The sequence below is a fragment of the Acidovorax radicis genome (assembly GCF_020510705.1).
In the GTDB taxonomy this organism is placed as follows: domain Bacteria; phylum Pseudomonadota; class Gammaproteobacteria; order Burkholderiales; family Burkholderiaceae_C; genus Acidovorax; species Acidovorax radicis_A.
Map to the genome: position 1 here is coordinate 787292 of NZ_CP075184.1, position 22392 is coordinate 809683.

Sequence of the window (22392 nt, forward strand, 5' to 3'; positions counted from 1 at the left end):
CCACCATGCACAGCACCGACCACGGCAACAAAGCCATCATCACCTGCGCCATCACCGGCGTGCTGACGGACCCCGGCCAGCACCACGTGCCCGTCACGCCCGAGCAACTGGCAAAAGAGGCCCGCCGTGCGTACGACGCTGGCGCCGCCGTGGTGCACGTGCACTTTCGCAACCAGGAGCCCGGCAAGGGCCACCTGCCCAGCTGGGACCCGCAGGTGGCGCGCAACTGCGTGCAAGCCATGCGCGAGGCCTGCCCGGGTTTGATCATCAACCAGACCACCGGCGTGGTCGGCCCCAATTACCAAGGCCCGCTCGACTGCCTGCGCGCCACCCGCCCCGAGATGGCGGCCTGCAACGCCGGCTCGCTCAACTACCTGAAGGTGCGCAGCAACGGCACCTGGGCCTGGCCGCCCATGCTGTTCGACAACCAGCCCGCCAAGGTCAAGGACTTCATCGACGTGATGCTGGAGACCGGCACGCTGCCCGAGTTTGAATGCTTTGACGTGGGCATCGTGCGCTGCGTGGAGATGTATGTGCAGACCGGCATGTACACCCAAGGCCTGCCCGAATACAACTTTGTGATGGGCGTCGAATCCGGCATGCCTGCGGACCCGGACCTGCTGCCCATTTTGCTCAAGCTCAAGATCAAGGACGCCCCCTGGCAAGCCACCGTCATCGGCCGCAGCGAGATCTGGCCCGTGCACCAGCGCGTGGCAGAGCTGGGCGGGCATCTGCGCACGGGGCTGGAGGACACGTTCTATCTGCCGGACGGGACCAAGGCGGATTCGAACGGACCGTTGATTGAACAGCTGGCGCAGTACGCGCGCAACGCGGGGCGGGAGGTGGCGTCGCCGCAGGAGGCGCGGGGGATGTTGGGGTTGAAGACTGCGGTCATGCCATAAAGGCTGGCGCGTTCCTTTGCCTGCTTGTTCATTCCTGCAAATTGATCGCCAGCTGATCAATTTGCAAGGATGAGATCGGGTTATGGCGTCTTAGGTCGGGTCAGCCGAATGGCGTAAGCCGACACTCCTGCCCCGGGATGGAGCGGCGTAGGGATACGCTGTGTTAAACCGATCTACGGAGATTATCGGCGGTTACTGCTCTCTATAGCCCTTATTCCTTCCATGTATGAACCGAGAATTCCGTATTGATCAAGCAGCCGGAACGAGTTTTTCTGAGCAGCATTTTGCCGGTGTGAGTCGTCAATCAAACACCATGAGCAATGGGTTCGATCTGCTTTGATTGGCTCGCTACAAGTACGGCAGGTAGCAGCAACTGGTGAGAGCTTTTCGTCACAGAACGCAAATTTCTGTCCCGACGGAGAGTCGAAGTGCGGGATCCCTGTGCTTCTTCCAATGCGCATTCGAAAAAACCCGCAGCTGTTTTTAACGGCCTCTTTTTGTAGTTGGTTGACCAAGTCGTCTTTCGCACGCGGACCGCAAATGATGGACTTCACATATGAAGTCGGAACATCGAGAAGAGTCAGTCCATCTAGCTTTCGTACATCGGCTTCATCGATGATCATGCGTCGCTCTTTTTCATATGCCCAACAGGATTGTTTGGTGTAGTAGGCGGCACTAAAAACTGAGCGTCTTAGAAAGTGCATGTAGCGAAATTTCCCTATTGCATAGGCTCTATAGAGATTTTCTGCGACGGCAGCGCTTGGTTCATCTTGGTAGTCAACGTCGCCGAAGCCACTACTGGGAAAGATTTTTGAGAGGCGTTGTTCATCAATCTCAAGAACGAATCCTTGGAGATTACTTGCATAGTGTGCCCACATTGGGGGGACCGCAGGGGAACGGGAGAAGCAGGTAGTGGGTAGTTGGGGAATTTCCCCCACGACGTCACCGTAGAAGGCGATCAACTCTGGTCTCGCCGTGAAATCCATTGTGAGAAAAAGCTCATAGGGATCGTTGAACTCAGATGGGTATGAGCCTGTCAGAAGTTTTGTGTGTGAGGCATAGCATGTCAACAAGGAGCATGAATGCCACGCAAGACGAAGACAACCGCAGCAGCGGACAAGGCGGCGCAGCCACAATTCTCAGCCGTAGCGCTTGAGCAACTGATCCCCGGGCCGGTGACGCCAGCCGAGCTTGAGGGCATCTTCCAGCAGTTCAAGAGGTCGTATTGGAGCGCGCACTGGGCGCCGAGATGAGTCACCACCTGGGCTACGCGCCCGGTCAGGCCAAACCCGAAGGGGCTGCCACCAATCACCGCAATGGCAAGAGCGCCAAGACCGTTCTCACCGACGTCGGCGCTTTGCGCATCGACGTCCCCCGCGATCGCGAGGGCACCTTCGAGCCGCAACTCATTGGCAAGCATGAGCGCCGCTTTACGGGCTTTGATGACAAGATCATCGCCATGTACGCGCGCGGCATGACGGTGCGCGAGATCCAGGGCTTTCTTTCCGAGATGTACTCGGTGGACGTCTCGCCCGACCTCATCAGCAGCGTCACCGACGCCGTGATGAGCGAGGTCACGGCCTGGCAGAGTCGCCCGCTGGAGTCGATGTACCCGGTCGTGTTCTTTGACGCGCTGCGGGTCAAGATCCGCGAGGAAGCCGTGGTGCGCTCCAAGGCCGTTTATCTGGCCCTGGGCGTGCTGCCCGATGGCAGCCGCGATATCCTGGGCATCTGGATCGAGAACACCGAGGGAGCCAAGTTCTGGATGAAGGTCTTCAACGACCTGAAGACGCGCGGGGTCCATGACATCCTGATCGCCGTCACCGACGGGCTCAAGGGCATGCCAGAGGCGCTGGGCGCAGTGTTCCCGGCCACTACGCTGCAGACCTGTATCGTGCACCTGATCCGGGGCAGCCTGGACTTTGCGTCATGGAAGGACCGCAAGAGCCTGGCCACGGCCATCAAACCGATCTACACGGCGGTGAGCGCCGAGGCCGCTGAGGCCGAGTTGACTGCGTTTGAAGCCGGGCCCTGGGGCCAGAAGTTCCCCACTGTCGTGGGCGCCTGGCGCAGGGTCTGGGACAAGGTCATACCGTTCTTTGCCTTCCCGCCCGAGGTGCGCCGCGTGATCTACACGACCAACGCGATTGAGAGCGTGAATGCGAGGCTGCGCAAGATCATCAAAACCCGAGGGCACTTCCCCAGTGACGATGCAGCCACCAAGCTAATCTGGCTGGCACTGCGCAACATCGCCGAAGACTGGGGGCGGGCAGCCAACAACTGGAAGTCAGCGATGAACCAATTTGCGATCCTCTACGAGGACCGGTTCACGAAATCGAGCACGTAAGATACTCATTCACCTTCACAATATCGGTGAAGGTTCAGCGAGCCTCACACACGGAAACTCGGACAGGCCCATGGGTATCCGCATTTGAGCGTCACAAATCCAGGTGAGCGGAATACTTTATCTACACTTTCAGGTCCAGCATATTTGTAGAGACTTCTAGGGAAGCTCTTCACAAATCGGTTCTGGCTGTGCCGTAGCGATGCCCGAACTAAAACAGCGCCCGCGTTGGGTCATTGGGCACTCCCGGCAGGCGCTGCGCGAGGGCCATTGCCCGGTTTCGCGGGGCATTAAGCCCCCTGCACGCGCACCTGCCCCATGCAGGCCAGCAACTTGTGCCTTGCCATCCACAGATTGCCCAGCGCAAACAGCGTGACGATCTGCGCCGTGTTCTTCATGAGCCCCCGGTAGCGCACCTTCACGTACCCGAACTGCTGCTTGAGCACCCGAAACGGGTGCTCCACCTTGGCCCGGATGCTGGCCTTGGTGCGTTCAAGTTGGTCGATCAGCGCATCCACAGGCTTGTTTTTGTCCAAAGCCCGGCGCAACCCCGGGCGCATGGCTACATGCCAGCGCACGTTCTTGTTGGCATCGGGCCGCTTGTCCACTCCTTGGTAGCCCGCATCGCCAAAGGCATCCGTTTCTTGCCCGTGCAGCAGGCTGTTGGCTTCTATCACGTCGTTCACATTGCCACTGGTGCCGCGCACGCTGTGCACCAGGCCTGAATCCGCATCCACGCCAATGTGAGCCTTCATGCCAAAGTACCACTCGTTGCCCTTCTTGCTTTGATGCATCTCGGGGTCTCGTGCCTTGCCTTCATTCTTGGTGGACGTCGGCGCCGCAATCAGCGTGGCATCCACCACCGTGCCTGCTTTGAGTTGCAGCCCTTTGGCTTGCAGCAGGGCATTGACCGTAGCGAGGATCTGATCGGCCAGTTTGTGGCGCTCCAGCAGATGCCGAAAACGCAGGATGCTCGATTCACTGGGAATGTGTTCGTCCCAGTGAGACAGGTCGGCAAAGTCCCGAAAGGCTGGCACGTCGTGCAGTGCTTCTTCCATGGCTGGGTCGCTAAGCTTGAACCACTGCTGCATAAAGTGGATGCGCAGCAGGGTCTGCACTGCAAAGGGCTGCTGGCCCCGGCGTCCGATCTCTGGGGCGTAGGGCTCAATGAGCGAGACCAACTCGGCCCAGGGCACCACCAACTCCATCGCATCAAGGAACTCGCGCTTGCGTGTGCGCTTGATGGTATTGCTCAGGCCCAGGCTGCTTTGCTTCATGCGCTTATTGTCTGGGCTTCAGGCCTGTTCAATCACATCTCACAGGGATTCGTGCAGAGAATCCCTAGTGTTATCTAGCACGAGCTCTGGTGCATCATCTGTGACAGCTTCGCGTCGCTCTCTTTTTATCCGCGATTTTTTTCCCATTCCGATCTCCGCTGTGACTTTTCTCTGCTAGTGTGCCAGTGGATCGGCTACGCCAATTCTGTTCTTTCATAGCGGAGGCTTTGATTTAGTAAATCGGCCGAGGCGCTTCAATCAAAGCCTGCGCCTTCACATCCAGCGCAAACCCGGTCCCGTGCTTGGCCGCCAGTTCATCAGCACGCTTGAGGAACGTCTCAACACCCGTTCCGTAGATGAACTGCATCGCCCCTCCCGTCCACGCCGGAAACCCAATCCCAAAAATCGACCCAATGTTCGCGTCATGCACGCTGGTCAGCACGCCCTCGGCCAGACAGCGCGCGGTTTCGATGGCCTGGCGGTAGAGCAAACGGTCCTGAATCTCCTGCGCGCTCCACTCCGCGTCGGGCTTCTCGAACAGAGGCTTCAACTCCGGTCACAGGTGCTTCTTGGCGCCTGCGGGGTAGTCGTAAAAGCCGCCGCCACCGACGCGGCCGGGGCGCTTTAGTTCCTTGACCATGCGTTCCACCAGCAGCTCGCCAGGTGTGGCGGTGTAGGTCTTGCCTTCGGCCGCATAGTCCGCGCGGGTCTGGTCCAGCACGTGCACGCTCAGGGTCAGCGCGGTTTCGTCCAGCACGGCCAGCGGGCCCACGGGCAGGCCGGCCTGCATGGCGGCGTTTTCAATCGCGGCGGCGGGGATGCCTTCGCCCAGCATGGCGGCGCCTTCCATCACAAAGGTGCCGAAGGTGCGGCTGGTGTAGAAGCCGCGTGAGTCGTTGACCACGATGGGCACTTTGCCCAGGGCCTGCACGTAGTCGAACGCGCGGGCCACGGTTTCGTCATCGGTCCGCTTGCCCCGGATGATCTCCACCAGCTTCATCTTGTCCACGGGGCTGAAGAAGTGGATGCCGACAAACTTCTCAGGCCGGCTGCTGGCCGTGGCCAGGCCGCTGATGGGCAGGGTGGAGGTGTTGCTGGCAAAGAAGCCGCCGGGTGCCAATTGCGGCTCGGCTTCTTGTGTGACCTTGGCTTTCAGGTCGCGGCTTTCAAACACGGCTTCTATGATGAGGTCGCAGCCCGCCAGGTCGGCCGCGCTGGCGGTGGGCGTGATGCGCGAGAGCAGCGCTTGCTGCGCCTCGGCCGTCATGCGGCCCTTGTCCACGCGGGCCTGGGTGAGCTTGGCGCTGTAGGCCTTGCCGGCCTCGGCCTTCTCCGCGCTCACGTCCTTGAGCACGGTGGCGATGCCCCGGCTGGCCTGGGCCCAGGCAATGCCTGCGCCCATCATGCCGGCGCCCAGGATGCCGACCTTTTGGGGCTTGTAGCGCGGGGCCGAGCCAGGGCGTGACTTGCCGCTCTTGATCGCGTTCATGTCGAAGAAGAACGTGTTGATCATGTTGCGCGCCACGGGGCCGGTCATCAGGCGGGCGAGGTAGCGGCTTTCGATGCGCAGGGCGGTGTCGTAGTCCACCATCGCGCCTTCGACCATGGCGGCGAGGGCCGCCTCGGGCGCGGGGTAGCGGCCGCGCGTGGTCTTCTTGAGCATGGCGGGCGCGACGGTGAGGGCGCCTGCAATCTTGGGGCTGGCGGGTGTGCCGCCGGGCATTTTGTAATTCTTGTCGTCCCACGGCTGCACGGCGTGCGGGTGGGTGGCGATGTGGGCCAGGGCGGCGGGCAGCAGCTGATCGCGCGTGGCCACCAGCTCGTGCACCAGTTGCAGCTCCAGCGCTTCGGCGGGGTTGAAGAGCTTGCCTTCCAGCAGGTAGGGCTGCGCGCCGATCAGGCCCAGCAGGCGCGTCATCTTGGTCACGCCGGTGGCGCCGGGCATCAGGCCCAGCGTGACCTCGGGCAGACCGAACTGGATCTTGGGGTCGGCCACAGCAATGCGGTAGTGGGCGACCAGGGCTACCTCCCACCCGCCGCCCAGCGCCGCGCTGTTGAGGCAGGCCACCACGGGGATGCCCAGGGTTTCGAGCGTGCGGAAGTGCTTCTTCATGCGCTCGATTTCGCCAAACGCGTTGGGCGCATCGGCGGGTGCGAGGCGCATGGTGGCCTTGAGGTCGGCACCGGCAAAGAAGCTGGTCTTGGCGGATGCGAGCACGATGCCTTTGAGCGCAGTGCCCAGGCGTTCGCGGTCGCCAAGCACCTGGGCCGTGACCTCGCCCAGCTCTTGCTGCCACTGGCGGCACATGGTGTTGACAGGGGAGTTGGTTTCGTCAAACGTGATGACGGCGACCTGGCCTTCGGTGCCCTGGGCGGGGATGAGTTCGTAGCGGATGGTTTGCATGATGTTCTTGTCTCCTGCCCGTTCAGATACGTTCAACGATGGTGGCAATGCCCATGCCGCCGCCCACGCACAGCGTGGCCAGGCCATAGCGCTGGCCCCGGCGGTGCAGCTCGTCAATCAGGGTGCCGAGGATCATCGCGCCCGTGGCGCCCAGCGGGTGGCCCATGGCGATGGCGCCGCCGTTCACGTTGACCTTGTCGTGGGGCACCCCCAGCTCGCGCATGAAGCGCATGGGCACGGCGGCAAAGGCCTCGTTCACCTCAAACAGGTCGATCTGGTCAATGGTCATGCCCGCGCGGGCCAGCGCCTTCTTGGCAGCGGGCACGGGGCCGGTGAGCATGATGGTGGGGTCGGCACCGCTCAGCGCCGTGGACACGATGCGCGCGCGCGGCGTGAGGCCGTGGGCCTTGGCGGCGGCCTCGTTGCCGATGAGCACGGCGGCTGCGCCATCGACGATGCCCGACGAATTGCCCGCATGGTGCACATGGTGGATGCGCTCCACCTGCGGGTAGCGCTGCAGCGCCACGGCGTCAAAGCCCATGCCGCCCAGTTGCTCGAACGAGGGCTTGAGCGCGCCCAGGCCTTCGAGGGTTGTCTTGGGCTTGATGAATTCGTCCTCGGCCAGGATGGTCTGGCCGATGAAATCGCGCACGGGCACGACGGAGTTCTTGAAGTAACCCGCCGCACGCGCAGCGGTGGCGCGGCGTTGCGATTCGAGTGCGAAGGCGTCCACATCGGCGCGGGTGTAGCCGTCCAGCGTCGCGATCAGGTCGGCGCCGATGCCTTGGGGCACGAACAGCGTGGCGGAGTTGGTGGCGGGGTCTTGCGCCCAGGCGCCGCCGTCGGAGCCAATGGGCACGCGGCTCATGCTCTCTACACCACCCGCCACCACCAGGTCTTCCCAGCCGCTGCGCACTTTCTGCGCGGCCATGTTGACGGCTTCGAGGCCGGATGCGCAGAAGCGGTTGACCTGCACACCCGCGCACCGAAAGTCCCACCCGGCCTTGAGCGCGGCCACCTTGGGCAACACCGAGCCCTGCTCGCCCACGGGCGAGACGATGCCCATGACCACGTCGTCCACTGCGGCGGTGTCAAAGCGGTGGCGGGCTTGCAGCTCGGTCAGCAGGCCCGCGAGCAGGTCGATGGGCTTGACCTCGTGCAGGGTGCCGTCCTTCTTGCCCTTGCCGCGCGGGGTGCGCAACGCGTCGAATACATAGGCTTCGGTCATGAATGGTCTCCGGTGGTTTCTCTAAACTTCAAGCAGATGGGGCGGTGAAGCCGCTGGGCTGGCTCACGCCACTACAAGGTGCTTTCTGACGCGGGTGCAGTGGTTTTTGCACTATCGTTCGGCGGTTGCTATCTACATTTCTGGCCATGGAACGAAATACATCTTCTGCATTGCAGCGCATGGCGCGCAGCGCTATCGAATACGACGACACGCGCGAAGGGTTTGCGCTGGAGCACCATGTCGTGCTGGCAGCATCCAGTGCGCTGGCGGTGGCGGCCTTCATGGCGCCCAGCCGCAGCGCGGCGGCCATCCGCGGCATTGGCGCAGGCTTGCTGCTGATGCGCGCGCTGAGCGGCAGCCAGGGTGTGCGCTCCTGGCTGAATGTCACCGACCGCCGCCCCGGTGCACCGCTGAGCCCCGAGGAAGCCCGCGCCGCCTGGTATCTGTGACGGCGTTTGGCGTCCATCGCGGCGCTAGCCGTGGCGCTGTTCATGGCACCATCCATCGCGTGGGGCATGGCACTGTGCATGGCACCTTTCATGGCGCTATTTGCCCAGGCCCATGGCGCGCGCAATCACTTCTTTCATGATCTCGTTGGTGCCGCCGTAAATGCGCTGCACGCGTGCATCGGCGTAGGCGCGGGTGATGGGGTATTCCCACATATAGCCGTAGCCGCCAAACAGCTGCACGCACTCGTCCATCACCTTGCACTGCAGGTCGGTCGTCCAGTACTTGGCCATGCTGGCGGTCTGGGTGTCGAGCTGGTCGCGCACGATCAGCTCGCAGCATTTGTCCACGAACACGCGGGCCACCTGCACCTGCGTTTGCAGCTCGGCCAGGGTGTGGCGGGTGTTCTGGAAGGCAGCCACGCTCTGGCCGAAGACCTTGCGCTGCTTGACGTAGTCCACCGTCCAGTCGATGGCGGCCTGGGCGGCGGCCACGGCGGTGATGGCGATCTGCAGGCGCTCCCAGGGCAGTTGTTCCATTAGGCAGATGAAGCCGCGTCCTTCCATTGCGGGGCCGCCCAGCAGGTTGGCGGCGGGTACTTTCACGTCAGTGAAGAACAGCTCGGAGGTGTCCTGCGCCTTCATGCCCATCTTTTTGAGGCGCTGGCCTTTTTCAAAGCCGGGCATGCCACGCTCCACCAGGAAGAGGCTGGTGCCCTTGGCGCCAGCAGCCGGGTCGGTCTTGGCGACCACGATCACCAGGTCGGCATGCCAGCCGTTGGTGATGAAGGTCTTGCTGCCGTTGAGCACGTAGTGCGAACCGTCCGCACTCTTGATGGCCGTGGTCTTGATGCCCTGCAAGTCGCTGCCCGCAGCGGGCTCGCTCATGGCGATGGCGCCCACTACTGAGCCGCTGGCCATCTGCGGCAGGTACTCTTGCTTTTGCTCTTCGGTGCCGTAGTGCAGGATGTACGGCGCCACGATCTCGCTGTGCAGGCCAAAGCCGATGCCTGTGGTGCCCGCGCGTGCCAGCTCTTCCATCTGTGCCACCGAATACAGCTTGTCGGCCCCGGCGCCGCCGTATTCCTCAGGCAGGCTCATGCACAGAAAACCGTTGGCACCCGCCTGGCTCCACACCTCGCGCGCCACGTAGCCCTGGTCTTCCCAGGCGGCGTGGTGGGGCGTCACTTCTTTCTCGATGAAGCGGCGAAAGCTGTCGGCAAAGGCCTGGTGGTCGGGCTGAAAGAGGGTGCGTTCGATCATGGTGGGGTATTTATAAAAAGCAGATGCTTTGTTAAATTCTGCCATGCAAGTGGGTGTTGTGCATCTCCTCGCAAACGAGAAGGCCGCCCGGGGGCGGCCTGTTGCGAGCGCCAGGACTTATTCAGGGCTTTACATAGTCAGAAACAACCTTCCACTTGCCGTCCTGAATCTGCGACAGCCGTGACAGATCGCTACCCAGCCGTTTGGTGGGGCTGAAGGTGGCTTCCGAGCTGCCGAACATGTCTGTCGGTATCACCATGGTGTCCATGGCCTTGATGAAGGTGTCGGTGGTCAGGTTGGGGCCTGCCTTCTGCGCGGCCCGGATAAATGCGTCCACCGCGCTGTAGCCATACACGGAGAACACCGTGGGGTCTTCGTTGAACTTGGTTTTGTATTTGTTGGCCCAGAAGCGGATGGGTTGCGATGACTCATCGAGATAGGGGTGTTGCACCGTCATGGTGGCGTACAGGCCGTCCATGGGCTTGCCACCCAGCTTGTGGATGAGGTCGGTATAGGCCGCGCTGGAGCCCAGGAAGGTGGGGTTGAAGCCCGTCTTGCGCGCCTCGCCAATGGTGCCGATGGTCTCGCGGATGATGGTTCCGAGCACCACGAAGTCGCATCCGGCCGCCTTCATCTTGGCCACTTGCGATGAGAAGTCGGTTGCGCCGCGTTTGAACGATGTCTTTTCGGCATATTCCATGCCCATGGCTTTGAGCGCCGCTTCACCGCCGCGTTCTACTTCCAGGCCAAACTCGTCGTCCTGGTAGATGGTGCAGATCTTCTTGGCGCTCTTTTCTTTGGCGAGCTTGGGCAGGGCCAGGCGGATCTGGTCGTAGTAGGTGGCGGCAAACGAGTACTTGAGCTTGTGGAAGGGCTCGTACATCTCGCGCGCGGCCGTCACCGGGAAGAAGTTGATCACGTTCTTGCTGAACTGCACGGGCATGGCCGCCAGGTTTTGCGCCGTGCCGATGTGCGCGATCATCATGAAGATCTTGTCCTGGTTCACGAGCTTCTGCGCGGCCAGCACGGCTTTCTTGGGGTCGTAGCCCGAGTCTTCCACCTTCAGGTCAAGCTTGCGGCCGTTGACACCGCCTTGCTCATTGGCCTCGTCCACGCGCAGCATCATGCCCAGCCGCACCTGCTTGCCAAAGCCCGCCAGCGGGCCCGACAGATCCTGGATGGAACCCAGCGTGATGGTGTCCTTGCTTACGCCCTGGCTGGGCTGCGCCTGCGCGTAGGCGCCGGACACAGTCACGAGGGCCAGCGCGGCGATGTGATGAAACTTCATGACACGTCTCCTTCGGTTGGATCGAAACAAAAACGATCGCTCGTTATAGAACGATGCCCAGGGTGGGGCACCAGCACTTTCCCTATCTCGGATCGGGCGCTGGCTTGCGGCGTGCCTTGGCTTCGACAGGTTCAGCCCGAACGGTTTGTGGGGTGCGAACCCGCACCAAAACCGAGCCCTCCCCCCCATCTGTTCAGCCTGTGCCTGTCGAAGGCCCGCCCCTAGCGGTACATGGCGTCAATTTGGGGCGCGTACTTCTGCTGCACCAGCTTGCGCTTGAGCTTCATGGTGGGCGTCAGCTCTTCATCCTCGGCCGTGAGTTGCGTATCGAGCAGGAAGAATTTCTTGATCTGCTCCACGCGGGCGAACTTGGTATTGACGCGGTCGATCTCGGCCTGAATCAGCTCCTGCACCTCGCGCGTGCGGGTCAGGCTGGCGTAGTTGGAAAACGGAACGTCGTTGTCCTGCGCGTACTTCTCCACGTTCTCCTGGTCGATCATGATGATGACCGTGAGGTAGGGCAGCTTGTCGCCAATGACCACCGCGTCGGTGACGTAGGGGCTGAACTTGAGCTCGTTCTCCAGCTCACTCGGCGTGATGTTCTTGCCGCCCGCCGTGATGATGATGTCCTTCATGCGGTCGGTGATGCGCAGGTAGCCATCGGCGTCGATCAGGCCCACATCGCCTGTGTGCAGCCAGCCTTCGGGGTCGATGGTTTCGGCCGTTTTCTCGGGCTGGTTGAGGTAGCCCTTGAACACATTGGGGCCACGCACCAGGATCTCGCCCGTGGCGGGGTCGATGCGCACCTCGTTGTAGCTGGCCGCCGGGCCGATGGAGCCCGGTTTGATGCGGCTGGCCGGCATACCGGTGGAGGCGCCGCAGGTCTCGGTCATGCCCCACACCTCCAGCATGGGCACGCCCAGCGCCAGATACCACTTCACCAGATTGGGCGAGATGGGCGCTGCGCCCGTGACGAGGAAGCGCGCACGGTGGATGCCGATGAGCTTGCGCACGTTGTTCAGCGCCAGAAAACGCGCCAGCATGAACTGCGCCTTCAGCAGCCCACCCACCGGCTGGCCTGCCAGCACGCGGTCTGCAATGCGGGTACCCACGCCAATCGACCAGGCATAGGCCGCCTGTTGCATGCGCGTGGATTCCTTCAGGGCAATCATCACGCCGGAGTAGAACTTCTCCCACACCCGGGGCACGGCGGTGAACACGGTGGGTGCGATCTCACGCACGTTCTCGGGCACGGTGTCGGGGTTCTCCACAAAGTTCAGGCGCGCGCCGGTGTACAGCGAGAAGTATTCGCCCCCCATGCGCTCGGCAATGTGGCACAGCGGCAAAAAGCAAATGGTCTCGTCCGCCTCGCTGCGCGAGATGAGCGTGTTGTAGCCGCGCACGGTGTAGGTGAGCGCACCGTGCGTGTGCATGGCGCCCTTGGGCTTGCCCGTGGTGCCCGAGGTGTAGACCAGAATGGCCAGGTCTTCGGGGCGGCAGGCCTTCACGCGCTGCATCAGTGCGTCGGGGTGTTGTGTATTCCAGGCGCGGCCCAGCTCGCGCAGGGCCGCGAGGCTCATCACACCGGGGTCGTTGAGGCTGCGCAGGCCTTCCATGTCGAACACCACGACCTTGCGCAGCAGGGGCCGCCCATCGCGCACTTCCAGCGCCTTGTCGAGCTGTTCATCGTCTTCCACAAACAGCACGGTGGTTCGAGAGTCTTCGCTCAGGTAGTGCACCTGCGCCGCTGCATCAGTGGGGTAGATGCCATTGGCCACGCCGCCGCAGCTCAGCACGGCCAGGTCGGCCAGCACCCATTCGATGTTGGTGTTCGAGAGGATGGACGCGCATTCACCCGGCGCAAAACCCAGCGACATCAGGCCACCCGCAATCTCGCGCACTGCCTCGGCCGTCTGGTCCCAGGTCCAGCTCTTCCAGATGCCCAGCTCCTTCTGGCGCATCCACACGCGCGGGCCGCGCTCGGCCACGGCGTTCCAGAACATGGCGGCAATGGTGTCGCCCGCGAGCACGTCGGTGCCTGCGGGCTGGATGTGGTCGAGGTCCCAGAGGTTAGACATTTGCGCTTATCTCCAGGTCTTCTTTTTCTTCCAGCGCCGCTCTCCGCGCACGCCGACATCCTTCATGCCCAGGTAGAACTCCTTGATGTCGTCCTTCTCGCGCAGGCGCTCGCAGCTGTCTTCCATCACGATGCGGCCGTTTTCCAGCACGTAGCCGTAGTCCGATGCGTTGAGCGCCATGTTGGCGTTCTGCTCCACCAGCAAGATGGTGGCACCGCGCTCACGGTTGATGCGCACCACAATCTCGAAGATCTCCTTGGTGAGCTTTGGGGACAGGCCCAGGCTGGGCTCGTCCAGCAGGATGAGCTCGGGGTTGGCCATGAGCGCACGCGAGATGGCCAGCATCTGCTGCTGCCCGCCCGAGAGCAAACCGGCATCCTGCGCGGCGCGCTCCTTCAGGATGGGGAAGTAGCCATACACCGTTTCGATGTCGCGGGCCACAGCATCAGCGTCGCTGCGCGTGTAGGCGCCCATGAGCAGGTTGTCGCGCACCGAGAGCAGCGCAAACACCTCGCGCCCCTCGGGCACATGCATGAGGCCCCGGCGCACGATGGCGGCCGGGTCGTTGGCGGTGATGTCGGCGCCCTGGAATTCGATGGAGCCCTTGCGCGGGGCGATGATGCCGCTGATGGTCTTGAGGATCGTCGTCTTGCCGGCGCCGTTGCTGCCCAGCACGGCAGCGATCTCGCCGCGCCGCACCTGCAGGCTCACGCCCCGGATGGCCTTGATGGGGCCGTAGGCGCTCTCCACGTTCTGCAGGCGCAGCAGGGGCTGGTCAGCGGTGCTGGCCGCCGGGCTGGTGGCGGGGGTGGACAGCACGGCGTTCATGTGCGGACTCCCATGCTGGAGCCCGCCGGGCGGCGCAGGTTGCTCACGTCGTCGATGGTGCCCAGGTACGCCTCCACCACGCCGGGGTGCGTCTGCACCTCGCGCGGCGTGCCCATCGCCACCACCTCGCCCTGGTTCATCGCCAGCACGCGGTCGGACACCTTGGAGACAAGCGACATGTCGTGCTCCACCATCAGCACGGTGATGCCCAGCTCTTGCTGGATGTCCTGAATCCAGAAGGCCATGTCATCGGTCTCCTCCACGTTCAGGCCCGACGAGGGCTCGTCGAGCAGCAGCAGTTGCGGCTCGGTGCACAGCGCACGGGCCAGCTCCACCACCTTGCGCACGCCATACGGCAGGCCGGCGACCATGGTGTCGCGGTAGTGCTGCAGGTCAAGAAAGTCGATGACCTGCTCGGCCTTCTCGCGGGCCTGAATTTCGCCTTCGCGCACCTTGCGGGTGAAGAACATCTCGGCCCACAGGCTGCTGTGCTGCCGGGTGTGGCGGCCTATCAGCAGGTTGTGCAGCACGCTGGCGTGTTCGAAGAGTTCGATGTTCTGGAAGGTGCGCGCAATGCCCAGGCCTGCCACCTTGTGCGGCGGCTGGTCCGTCAGCGGCAGCAGGGCTCCGCCCGGGCCCGCGTACGCGATGGTGCCGGTCGTGGGTGTGTAGATGCGGCTGATGAGGTTGAACACCGTCGTCTTGCCCGCGCCGTTGGGGCCGATGAGGGTGAACACCTCGCCACGGCGCACGTCAAAGCTCACGTTGTTGACCGCCAGCACGCCGCCAAAGCGCACGCTGAGGTTTTGGGCCGAAAGCAGCACGTCTGGGTTCATGGTGGTCGCCGCGCTCATTTCAAGCGATCCGATTTCTGGAACGACTTCTGCCGCTTGAACAGGCCCTTGCGGTAGAACGGGAACATCTGCAGCCAGGTGCGCACCTTGAGCCAGCGGCCATACAGGCCCATGGGCTCGAACAGCACAAACGCGATCAGCACCACGCCATAGACCACCGCCTGCAGCCCTGGCGCCTGGCCGATGGCGGTGGGGAGCCAATCTTTGCTGAGCGAGATGAGCTGGGGCATCGAGATCAGGAAGATCGCGCCCAGGAACGCGCCATGCACCGATCCCAGCCCACCGATCACGATCATGAGCAGCAGGTCGATGGACTGCAGGATGTTGAACTGATCTGGCGAGATGAACTGCAGCTTGTGGGCATACAGCGCACCGCCGATGCCGGCAAGTGCGGCCGATATCGAGAACGACAGCGTTTTGTAGCGCGCCAGGTGGATGCCCATGCTCTGCGCCGAGATCTCTGAATCACGAATCGCCACAAAGGCCCGGCCCGTGGGCGAGCGCAGCAGGTTCAGAATGGCCAGCGTGCTGACCACAGCGATCACGAGGCACAAAAAGTAAAACGACTCGGTGGATTCGAACGAGTAGCCCGCGATCTGCGGTGGCACCAGGTGCTTGCCTGAGTTGCCGCCCGTCACCGACTCCCACCGCGCGAACACCTCCTCCACGATGAAGCCGAACGACAGCGTGGCCATGCCCAGGTAGATGCCCTTCACCCGCAGCGCGGGCAGCCCCACCACCACGCCCACGGCGGCCGACAACCCCGCCGCGCAGGCTAGCGACAGCGCAAATGGCCAGCCCATGCCCGTGAGCACGGCTTGCGTGTACGCCCCCACGCCCAGGAAGGCCGCATGCCCGAGCGAGAACAGCCCCGTGAACCCCGCCAGCAACATGAGCCCCAGGCCCACGATGGCGTAGATCAGCACAAAGGTGAGCTGGGCCAGCCAATACTCGGGCGCCACCCAGGGCGCTGCGACCAGCGCCACGGCCAGCAGGCTGTACCAGAAGACATGCCCGCCATGTTTGGCCAGGCGCAGGTCTTGTTCGTAGCTGGTCTTGAAGATGAATCTCATGGGGTCACACCTTCTTGCGCAGCTTTTCGCCGAACAGTCCGTTGGGCTTCACCATCAGCATGATCAGCACCACGATGTACGCGGCCGTGTCCTTGAAACCATCGGGCAGATAGAAGCCCGAGAGCGATTCGACAATGCCAATGACCAGCCCGCCCACGATAGCGCCCGGCAGGCTGCCAAAACCGCCCACCACGGCGGCCGGGAAGGCCTTGAGCCCGATGAGACCCATGTTCGCGTGCACGAAGGTGATGGGCGCCAGCAGCAAGCCCGCCACCGCGGCCACGGCGGCGGCCAGGCCCCAGGCCAGGCCATTGAGCCGCTGCACAGGGATGCCCATGTAGTAGGCCGCCAGCTGGTTTTGCGACGACGCCTGCATCGCAATGCCCAGCTTGCTGTAGCGAAACAGTGCAAACAGCAACACGCACAACAAAGCGGTGGCGGCGATCACCACCAGCTGCTCGGCGTTGAGCACCAGTGCGCCGAGGCGAAAAGACAGGTCCTTGTAGGGCACGGGCAGGGTGTGCGTTTCGGTGCCGATGTTGGGGATCATGGTCACCAGCCCGCGCAGCACATACCCGATGCCGATGGTGAGCATGACGATGGAGAAGGCGGGCTGGCCCAGGATGGGGCGGATCACCGCGCGCTCGAGCACCACGCCAAAAAGGCCCATGGCCAGGATGCTGGCGAGCACCGCCGCCCAGAAGGGAAACCCCAGCACCGTCATGAGCGCCAGGCCGCAGAAGGCACCCAGCATCATCAACTCGCCTTGCGCGAAGCTCACCGTTTCGGTGGCCTTGTAGATGAGCACAAATCCGAGTGCGATCAACCCATAGATACACCCTTGGGAGATACCGCTGATCAACAGTTGCACAAATTGCACCCAGGCTCTCCCAGAGTATTTTTACAAAGCGATTGCTTTGCATAAATAATGGTGCCTGCGCTGGCCGCACCCCGCACTCGGTGCTAACCCTGATGGAGATTCGGGACGCGCTGGCGGCTGTGCATATTGACGCAGGGTGCCGCCCGGTGCAATAAGGGTTGCGTCTGATAAACCCGGACTGCGCTGCAGAAAAAGGCCAGGGCTCTTGGTGGCAACAGATCCAGCGTGGGTCAGGCGCGTGGCATCGGATCGGGTCGATGCACCCGGTGATTTTGTCGCCGCGGCCACTGGGCCTGTTGGCGAAGTTGCTATGATGTTTTTATATAAAAATGCAGCTAACGCTTATTGGTAAAGCGGTTAAAGCTATTAAATTAATAGCAATCTATTCGTCCAGCATTGAAAGCCCGCAGCGGGCCGCGCCCCACAGGAACTCCATGAGCCAAGCCATCAACACGCCGTCACAGCCGTTCGAACCTGAATTCATCGCCGGACTGAAGTCGATCTTTGAGGAGAAGATCGTGTTCAACAAAGTGCTGGGCCTGCAGATCACATCGCTTCGACCCGAAGGCGTGGTGGGGCGTATCGAGATGAAGCCGGAGCTGGTGGGGCACTATGCGTACAACCGCATCCACGGAGGTGTCATCAGCGCGGGGCTTGACGCGATGGGTGGGCTGGCGGTCATGGCCGCGATTGGCGCAAAGCACATGGACGAACTGCCCGAGCAGCGCCTGCACCGCTTTGCCAAGCTGGGCACCATTGATTTGCGCATCGACTACCTGCGCCCGGGCATCGGCAGCCATTTTGAGCTGCGCGCCCACGTGTTGCGCCTGGGCTCGCGCGTGGCCAGCACGCGCATGGAGTTTTTGGGGCCGGACGGGCAGATCATGTCGGCAGGGGCTGCGGCGTACATCGTCTCTTGAATGAGGGCTTCGCTGCGCCGCTTGGGCGTGGCGACGGGGCCCTTGCCGGGAGGCGCTGGGCCCTTGCGTGACCTGCCGCCGCGTTGGGATGCGTCAGTCGTGTGGGCGGCGCGTCGTGCTCCGCACCATCAAAAGAGAGCGGAACGGTCATGCGCCGAGGCCGGCGCAATGAAGGATGTAACGCAACGGATGTGTGATACCGCAAGCCTTGCAAGTGCATGCTACGAGAGAACCGTTTGGTTACCGTTCTTGCGTAACGGGGGCATCTTTCATAGGGCCTGAAACCTACGATGGGTCTCTTTTCAAGGAGATCTGATGGCCGTGCAAAACCCCTTCTTTGGCAAGCGTGAACCCGAGTCGTTTCAACCCCGTCAGAGCACCTCACCGTCATCGGTTTTAGGTGGTGCAGCAGCCAGTAGTTCCGTGTCCGTGCCATCGTCGGCTACCCCCGTGGCGCCCAAATCCGTGGCGGGCGACTCTACCGGCAGCAAGCTGACCGTGGGCCCCAACATCAAGCTCAAGGGCGTGGAGATCACCGATTGCGACACGCTGGTGGTGGAGGGCACGGTGGAGGCCACCATGGATTCGCGCGTGATCCATATCTCGGAGCATGGGGCATTCAAGGGCTCCGCAGAAATTGATATCGCGGAGATCCACGGCGAATTCAATGGCTCGCTGACCGTGCGCCAAAAGCTCGTGATTTACAGCACAGGCAAGGTCAGCGGCAAGATCCGCTACGGCAAACTGGTGGTGGAAGAGGGCGGGCAGCTGACGGGTGAGATTGAATCCGGTCTGGCCCATAGTGTTGCCGCCAGCGGCGGCGTGCAACGCGTTGCGCCCCCAACGCGCGTGGAGCAGGCTGCGCTAGCCGTGGCCTGAAAAGCACCTTTCTTTCAGACTCCAGCCGCAGCCCATCCAACGGGCGCAGCGGCTGCCATGCCTGTCAGTGTCCTTTGCACTTCCCGGGGCCAATTTCCCGGGGCCAATGTTCCCGGGGCCAACGGGAGCTGTCGCCTTGTTTGAGCAGGCGGCATACGCGCACACGCGCTGCGTTCAGTGTGTGCTCAGGCGGTTGCCACGGGGTGGGGCACCGCGCGGGGCCGTCCCTGGTCATCGATGGCCACATACGTCAGCTTGGCTTCCGTGACTTTGACGTAGCGGCCCTGGTCTGAAAAACGCTCGGCATACACCTCCACCTGCACGGTGATAGAGGTGTTGCCCACGCGTGCGACCGATGCAAAAAACGACAGGATGTCGCCCACGCGCACGGGCTGCTTGAACACGAATTCATTGACCGCCACGGTGGCCATGCGCCCTTGCATGTAGCGTGCGGGCAGCACCGAGCCCGCCAAATCCACCTGCGCCATTACCCAGCCGCCAAAAATGTCGCCATTGCCGTTGGTGTCGGCAGGCATGGGGATGACCTTGAGCACCAGCTCTTTGTCGGTGGGTAATGCGGCGGGCGGTGGGCTGAAAACGGCGGACATGGGCACAATCTCGACAATGTAAGTAAATAAACGGCTGAGCCTGTCTGCGGGAAACCTCTGGTCTCACCGCGTGGCAAGCCCTTGCAAGGTCTACCTGGGCATCCGCCGGGTCGGTCAAAGTAAAACAACAACGACTGGAATTGTCCCCCATGCGCCACCACGGCGAAACCGCGCCTCCTGCTTCTGGCAGCACCGCACCCGCTCATTCCGATTGGGCGACCCTTCACCGCCTTTTGCCCTATTTGTGGCGCTACAAGTGGCGCGTCGTGGGCGCCATTGTGTTCATGGTGGGCGCCAAGTTCGCCAATGTGGGCGTGCCCCTGCTGCTCAAGACACTGGTGGATGCGATGAACTTCAAACCAAGCGAGCCTGCCGCGCTGCTGGTGGTGCCGGTGGGCCTGCTGGTGGCCTATGGCGGGCTGCGGCTGTCCACCTCGCTGTTCACCGAGCTGCGCGAACTGGTGTTTGCCAAGGCCACACAAGGCGCAGCGCGGTCGATTGCGCTGGAAACGTTCCAACACCTGCATGCCTTGAGCCTGCGGTTTCACCTGGAGCGCCAGACCGGGGGCATGACGCGTGACATCGAGCGGGGCGTGCGCGGCATCGAGTCATTGATCTCGTTCACGCTGTTCAACGTGGTAGCCACGCTGGTGGAGGTGGTGCTGGTGCTCTCGGTGCTGGCCATCAAGTTCGATGCCTGGTTCGCGTGGATCACGCTGGCTGCGCTGGTGTTCTACATCACCTTCACGGTGCTGGTGACCGAGTGGCGCACCCAGTTCCGCCGCCAGGCCAACGAGTTTGATTCGGCGGCACACACCAAGGCGGTGGATTCGTTGCTCAACTACGAAACCGTCAAATACTTCAACAACGAAGGTTTTGAAGCCCGCCGTTACGACGAAAGCCTCGAGCGCCTGCGCCTGGCGCGCCTCAAGAGCCAGACCACACTGTCCATGCTCAATGCGGGCCAGCAGTTCATCATTGCGCTGGGCTTGGTGGCGATGTTGTGGCGTGCCACCCAAGGGGTGGTCGATGGGAGCATGACACTGGGTGACCTGGTCATGGTGAATGCCTTCATGATCCAGCTGTATATCCCGTTCAACTTCCTGGGCGTGATCTACCGCGAGATCAAACAAAGCCTCACCGATCTGGACAAGATGTTTGTGTTGATGGACAAGGAGCGCGAGGTGGCAGACGCGCCTGGTGCGCAAGCTTTGGCGGGGCTCGACGCCCCCACGGTGCGTTTTGAGAACGTGTACTTTGCGTACGACCCCGGTGACGCCGCAGCAGGCGGGCGCGCCATTTTGCAAAGTGTGAGTTTTGAGATCCCCGCCGGCAAGACCGTGGCGGTGGTGGGCCCTTCGGGCTCGGGTAAGTCCACGCTGGCGCGGTTGCTGTTTCGGTTCTATGACATTCAGCAGGGCCGCATCACCATTGCAGGGCAAGAGATTCGCGGCGTGACACAGACCAGTGTGCGGCAGGCTATTGGCATCGTGCCGCAAGACACCGTGCTGTTCAACGACACCGTGGCCTACAACATCGCTTATGGCCGGCCCGGCGCTTCCCAGGCCGAGGTGGAAGCCGCGGCCCGTGCCGCGCGCATCCATGATTTCATTGCCAGCACGCCCAAGGGCTATGCCACGATGGTGGGCGAGCGGGGGCTCAAACTGTCAGGCGGCGAAAAGCAGCGGGTGGCCATTGCGCGCACCCTGCTCAAGAACCCGCCCATTCTCATTTTTGACGAGGCGACCAGCGCCCTCGACTCGGCCAACGAGCGTGCCATCCAGGCAGAGCTGCAGAGCGCGGCGCACAACAAGACCACGCTGCTCATTGCGCACCGCCTGTCCACGGTGGTGGAGGCGCACGAAATTCTGGTGATGGACGCTGGTCACATCATCGAGCGCGGCACCCATGCGCAACTGCTGGCGCAAGGCGGCTGCTATGCCAGCATGTGGGCGTTGCAGCAAAGCGATGGCGGGTAAAGAGGCCCCCTGTGTTGTTTCGCGCCTTCCCCCCGCAGGGGGCTGCCACCCGTGACCCGGCAAAACCAGTTTCACGGTTCCACGGCGGCACTGGCCTGGGGCATGCCGGTTTCGAGCGCCGTGGTTTACGGCAAACGCGCTCATCCACTGACCGCTGCATGCACACTTCCCTTTTCTTCTTGATTCATTCTGTCCCATGAAGCCTGTCCTGCTTGCCCTGATGTTCTTGTCTGAGGAACACTGCGCCCAGTTGTCGCAATCGTTCGATCTGATCTACGCGCCCGATGCCGTGCAAGCGCAGGCGGCCATCGCCACCCACGGCGGGCGCATCACCGCGGTGCTGACCATCGGCTCCACGGGCCTGAGCGTGGACCAGATCGATGCCTTGCCGCAGCTGTCTCTGATCTGCGCGTTGGGCGCCGGGTATGAAAACATTGCGGTGCAGCACGCGAAGGCCAGGGGCATCGTGGTGGCCACTGGCGCGGGCACCAACGACGATTGTGTGGCTGACCATGCCTGGGGTCTGCTGATCGCGGCCGTGCGCGGCATCCCGAAGCTGGACCGCCTGACACGACAGGGCGTCTGGCGCACGGCCTTGCCCCTGCCGCCCAATGTATCGCACAAACGCATGGGCATCATTGGTCTGGGAACCATCGGCAAGAAAATTGCGCAACGTGCGCTGGGGTTTGAGATGGAGGTGGGCTATCACAACCGCACGGCGCGCCCCGATGTGCCCCACCGTTACTTTGCGGACGTGGCGGCACTGGCGCAATGGGCTGATTTTCTGGTGGTGGCCACACCGGGCGGCGCAGGCACGCGGCACCTGGTGAATGCCCAGGTGCTGGATGCGCTGGGGCCGCGCGGCTATGTGGTCAATATCGCGCGTGGCAGCGTCATTGACACCCAGGCGCTTGCGCAAGCCCTGCAAAGTGGCCGTGTCGCGGGTGCGGGGCTGGATGTGTACGAAAGCGAACCCGCCCCGCCCGCAGAGTTGCGGGCGCTCGATAGCGTGGTGCTCACTCCGCATGTGGCGGGCTGGTCGCCAGAAGCGGTGCAAGCCTCCGTGGATCGTTTTGTCGAGAACGCGCGCCGACACTTCGCTGGCGAGATACCCGTCTCCCCGGTCTGACCGGGGGCGCAA

At 62.6% G+C, this 22392-nt stretch carries 17 protein-coding genes and 2 pseudogenes; 7 read left to right on the forward strand and 12 right to left on the reverse strand.

The genetic code is table 11. From position 1 onward, the window contains the following. Positions 1 to 5 precede the first annotated feature (5 nt). Entirely contained in the window at positions 6 to 902 is an 897-nt protein-coding gene (locus KI609_RS03545; protein ID WP_226447186.1) for a 3-keto-5-aminohexanoate cleavage protein, read from the forward strand. A 182-nt stretch (positions 903 to 1084) separates the two neighbouring features. Here KI609_RS03545 and KI609_RS03550 read toward each other — a convergent pair whose 3' ends face one another. Next, a complete protein-coding gene (locus tag KI609_RS03550; protein ID WP_226447188.1) occupies positions 1085 to 1888 on the reverse strand; it encodes a DUF2971 domain-containing protein in 804 nt (267 codons plus the stop codon). 96 nt (positions 1889 to 1984) lie between these two features. On the opposite strand from KI609_RS03550, the pseudogene KI609_RS03555 reads away from it, so the two are divergent. After that, positions 1985 to 3249, forward strand: a pseudogene (locus tag KI609_RS03555) (IS256 family transposase). A gap of 287 nt (positions 3250 to 3536) precedes the next feature. Here KI609_RS03555 and KI609_RS03560 read toward each other — a convergent pair. The 3 genes and pseudogenes from KI609_RS03560 to KI609_RS03570 form a co-directional block, all read right to left on the reverse strand. Then, the gene (locus tag KI609_RS03560) at positions 3537 to 4523 is read right to left on the reverse strand and encodes an IS5 family transposase (RefSeq protein WP_226447190.1); all 987 of its coding nucleotides are present in this window, start codon (positions 4521 to 4523) and stop codon (positions 3537 to 3539) included. A 232-nt stretch (positions 4524 to 4755) separates the two neighbouring features. Beyond that, positions 4756 to 6927: pseudogene (locus KI609_RS03565) on the reverse strand (3-hydroxyacyl-CoA dehydrogenase NAD-binding domain-containing protein). A gap of 22 nt (positions 6928 to 6949) precedes the next feature. After that, positions 6950 to 8155, reverse strand: a complete 1206-nt coding sequence (locus KI609_RS03570) for an acetyl-CoA C-acetyltransferase (RefSeq protein ID WP_226447192.1) — start codon at positions 8153 to 8155, stop codon at positions 6950 to 6952. Positions 8156 to 8301: 146 nt separating this feature from the next. Between KI609_RS03570 and KI609_RS03575 the strand changes: the two genes are divergently transcribed. Continuing rightward, on the forward strand, positions 8302 to 8604 hold the full coding sequence (locus tag KI609_RS03575; RefSeq protein WP_226447194.1) for a hypothetical protein: 303 nt from the start codon (positions 8302 to 8304) through the stop codon (positions 8602 to 8604). Positions 8605 to 8700: 96 nt separating this feature from the next. Here the strand turns inward: KI609_RS03575 and KI609_RS03580 are convergent, their stop codons facing one another. From KI609_RS03580 to KI609_RS03610, 7 genes are all read right to left on the reverse strand, one after another. After that, positions 8701 to 9864: an acyl-CoA dehydrogenase family protein gene (locus tag KI609_RS03580; protein ID WP_226447196.1), complete on the reverse strand. Its 1164-nt coding sequence runs from the start codon at positions 9862 to 9864 to the stop codon at positions 8701 to 8703. A 121-nt stretch (positions 9865 to 9985) separates the two neighbouring features. Next, on the reverse strand, positions 9986 to 11152 hold the full coding sequence (locus KI609_RS03585) for an ABC transporter substrate-binding protein (protein ID WP_226447198.1): 1167 nt from the start codon (positions 11150 to 11152) through the stop codon (positions 9986 to 9988). 221 nt (positions 11153 to 11373) lie between these two features. Beyond that, positions 11374 to 13230 carry an AMP-dependent synthetase/ligase gene (locus tag KI609_RS03590; RefSeq protein WP_226447200.1) on the reverse strand — a complete coding sequence of 619 codons (1857 nt, stop codon included), beginning with the start codon at positions 13228 to 13230 and terminating at the stop codon, positions 11374 to 11376. Between the two features lie 6 nt (positions 13231 to 13236). After that, positions 13237 to 14058 (reverse strand): ABC transporter ATP-binding protein, encoded by an 822-nt coding sequence (locus KI609_RS03595; protein ID WP_226447202.1) that lies wholly within the window; start codon positions 14056 to 14058, stop codon positions 13237 to 13239. Further along, entirely contained in the window at positions 14055 to 14894 is an 840-nt protein-coding gene (locus tag KI609_RS03600) for an ABC transporter ATP-binding protein (protein ID WP_226447204.1), read from the reverse strand. The genes KI609_RS03595 and KI609_RS03600 overlap by 4 nt, the downstream gene beginning before the upstream one ends. A 14-nt stretch (positions 14895 to 14908) precedes the next feature. Further along, on the reverse strand, positions 14909 to 15985 hold the full coding sequence (locus tag KI609_RS03605; RefSeq protein ID WP_226447206.1) for a branched-chain amino acid ABC transporter permease: 1077 nt from the start codon (positions 15983 to 15985) through the stop codon (positions 14909 to 14911). Positions 15986 to 15989: 4 nt separating this feature from the next. Next, positions 15990 to 16865, reverse strand: coding sequence for a branched-chain amino acid ABC transporter permease (locus KI609_RS03610; protein WP_226447208.1), 876 nt, complete (start codon positions 16863 to 16865; stop codon positions 15990 to 15992). Between the two features lie 434 nt (positions 16866 to 17299). On the opposite strand from KI609_RS03610, the gene KI609_RS03615 reads away from it, so the two are divergent. Together KI609_RS03615 and KI609_RS03620 are read left to right on the forward strand one after the other, a co-directional pair. Beyond that, positions 17300 to 17785: a thioesterase family protein gene (locus KI609_RS03615; RefSeq protein ID WP_226447211.1), complete on the forward strand. Its 486-nt coding sequence runs from the start codon at positions 17300 to 17302 to the stop codon at positions 17783 to 17785. 315 nt (positions 17786 to 18100) lie between these two features. Beyond that, positions 18101 to 18664, forward strand: a complete 564-nt coding sequence (locus KI609_RS03620) for a bactofilin family protein (protein WP_226447213.1) — start codon at positions 18101 to 18103, stop codon at positions 18662 to 18664. A gap of 185 nt (positions 18665 to 18849) precedes the next feature. Here KI609_RS03620 and KI609_RS03625 read toward each other — a convergent pair whose 3' ends face one another. Beyond that, positions 18850 to 19272, reverse strand: coding sequence for an acyl-CoA thioesterase (locus tag KI609_RS03625; RefSeq protein WP_226447215.1), 423 nt, complete (start codon positions 19270 to 19272; stop codon positions 18850 to 18852). Positions 19273 to 19421: 149 nt separating this feature from the next. On the opposite strand from KI609_RS03625, the gene KI609_RS03630 reads away from it, so the two are divergent. Together KI609_RS03630 and KI609_RS03635 are read left to right on the forward strand one after the other, a co-directional pair. After that, entirely contained in the window at positions 19422 to 21251 is a 1830-nt protein-coding gene (locus KI609_RS03630; protein WP_226447217.1) for an ABCB family ABC transporter ATP-binding protein/permease, read from the forward strand. A gap of 196 nt (positions 21252 to 21447) precedes the next feature. Further along, entirely contained in the window at positions 21448 to 22380 is a 933-nt protein-coding gene (locus KI609_RS03635) for a 2-hydroxyacid dehydrogenase (RefSeq protein ID WP_226447219.1), read from the forward strand. The last annotated feature ends 12 nt before the right edge of the window (positions 22381 to 22392 follow it).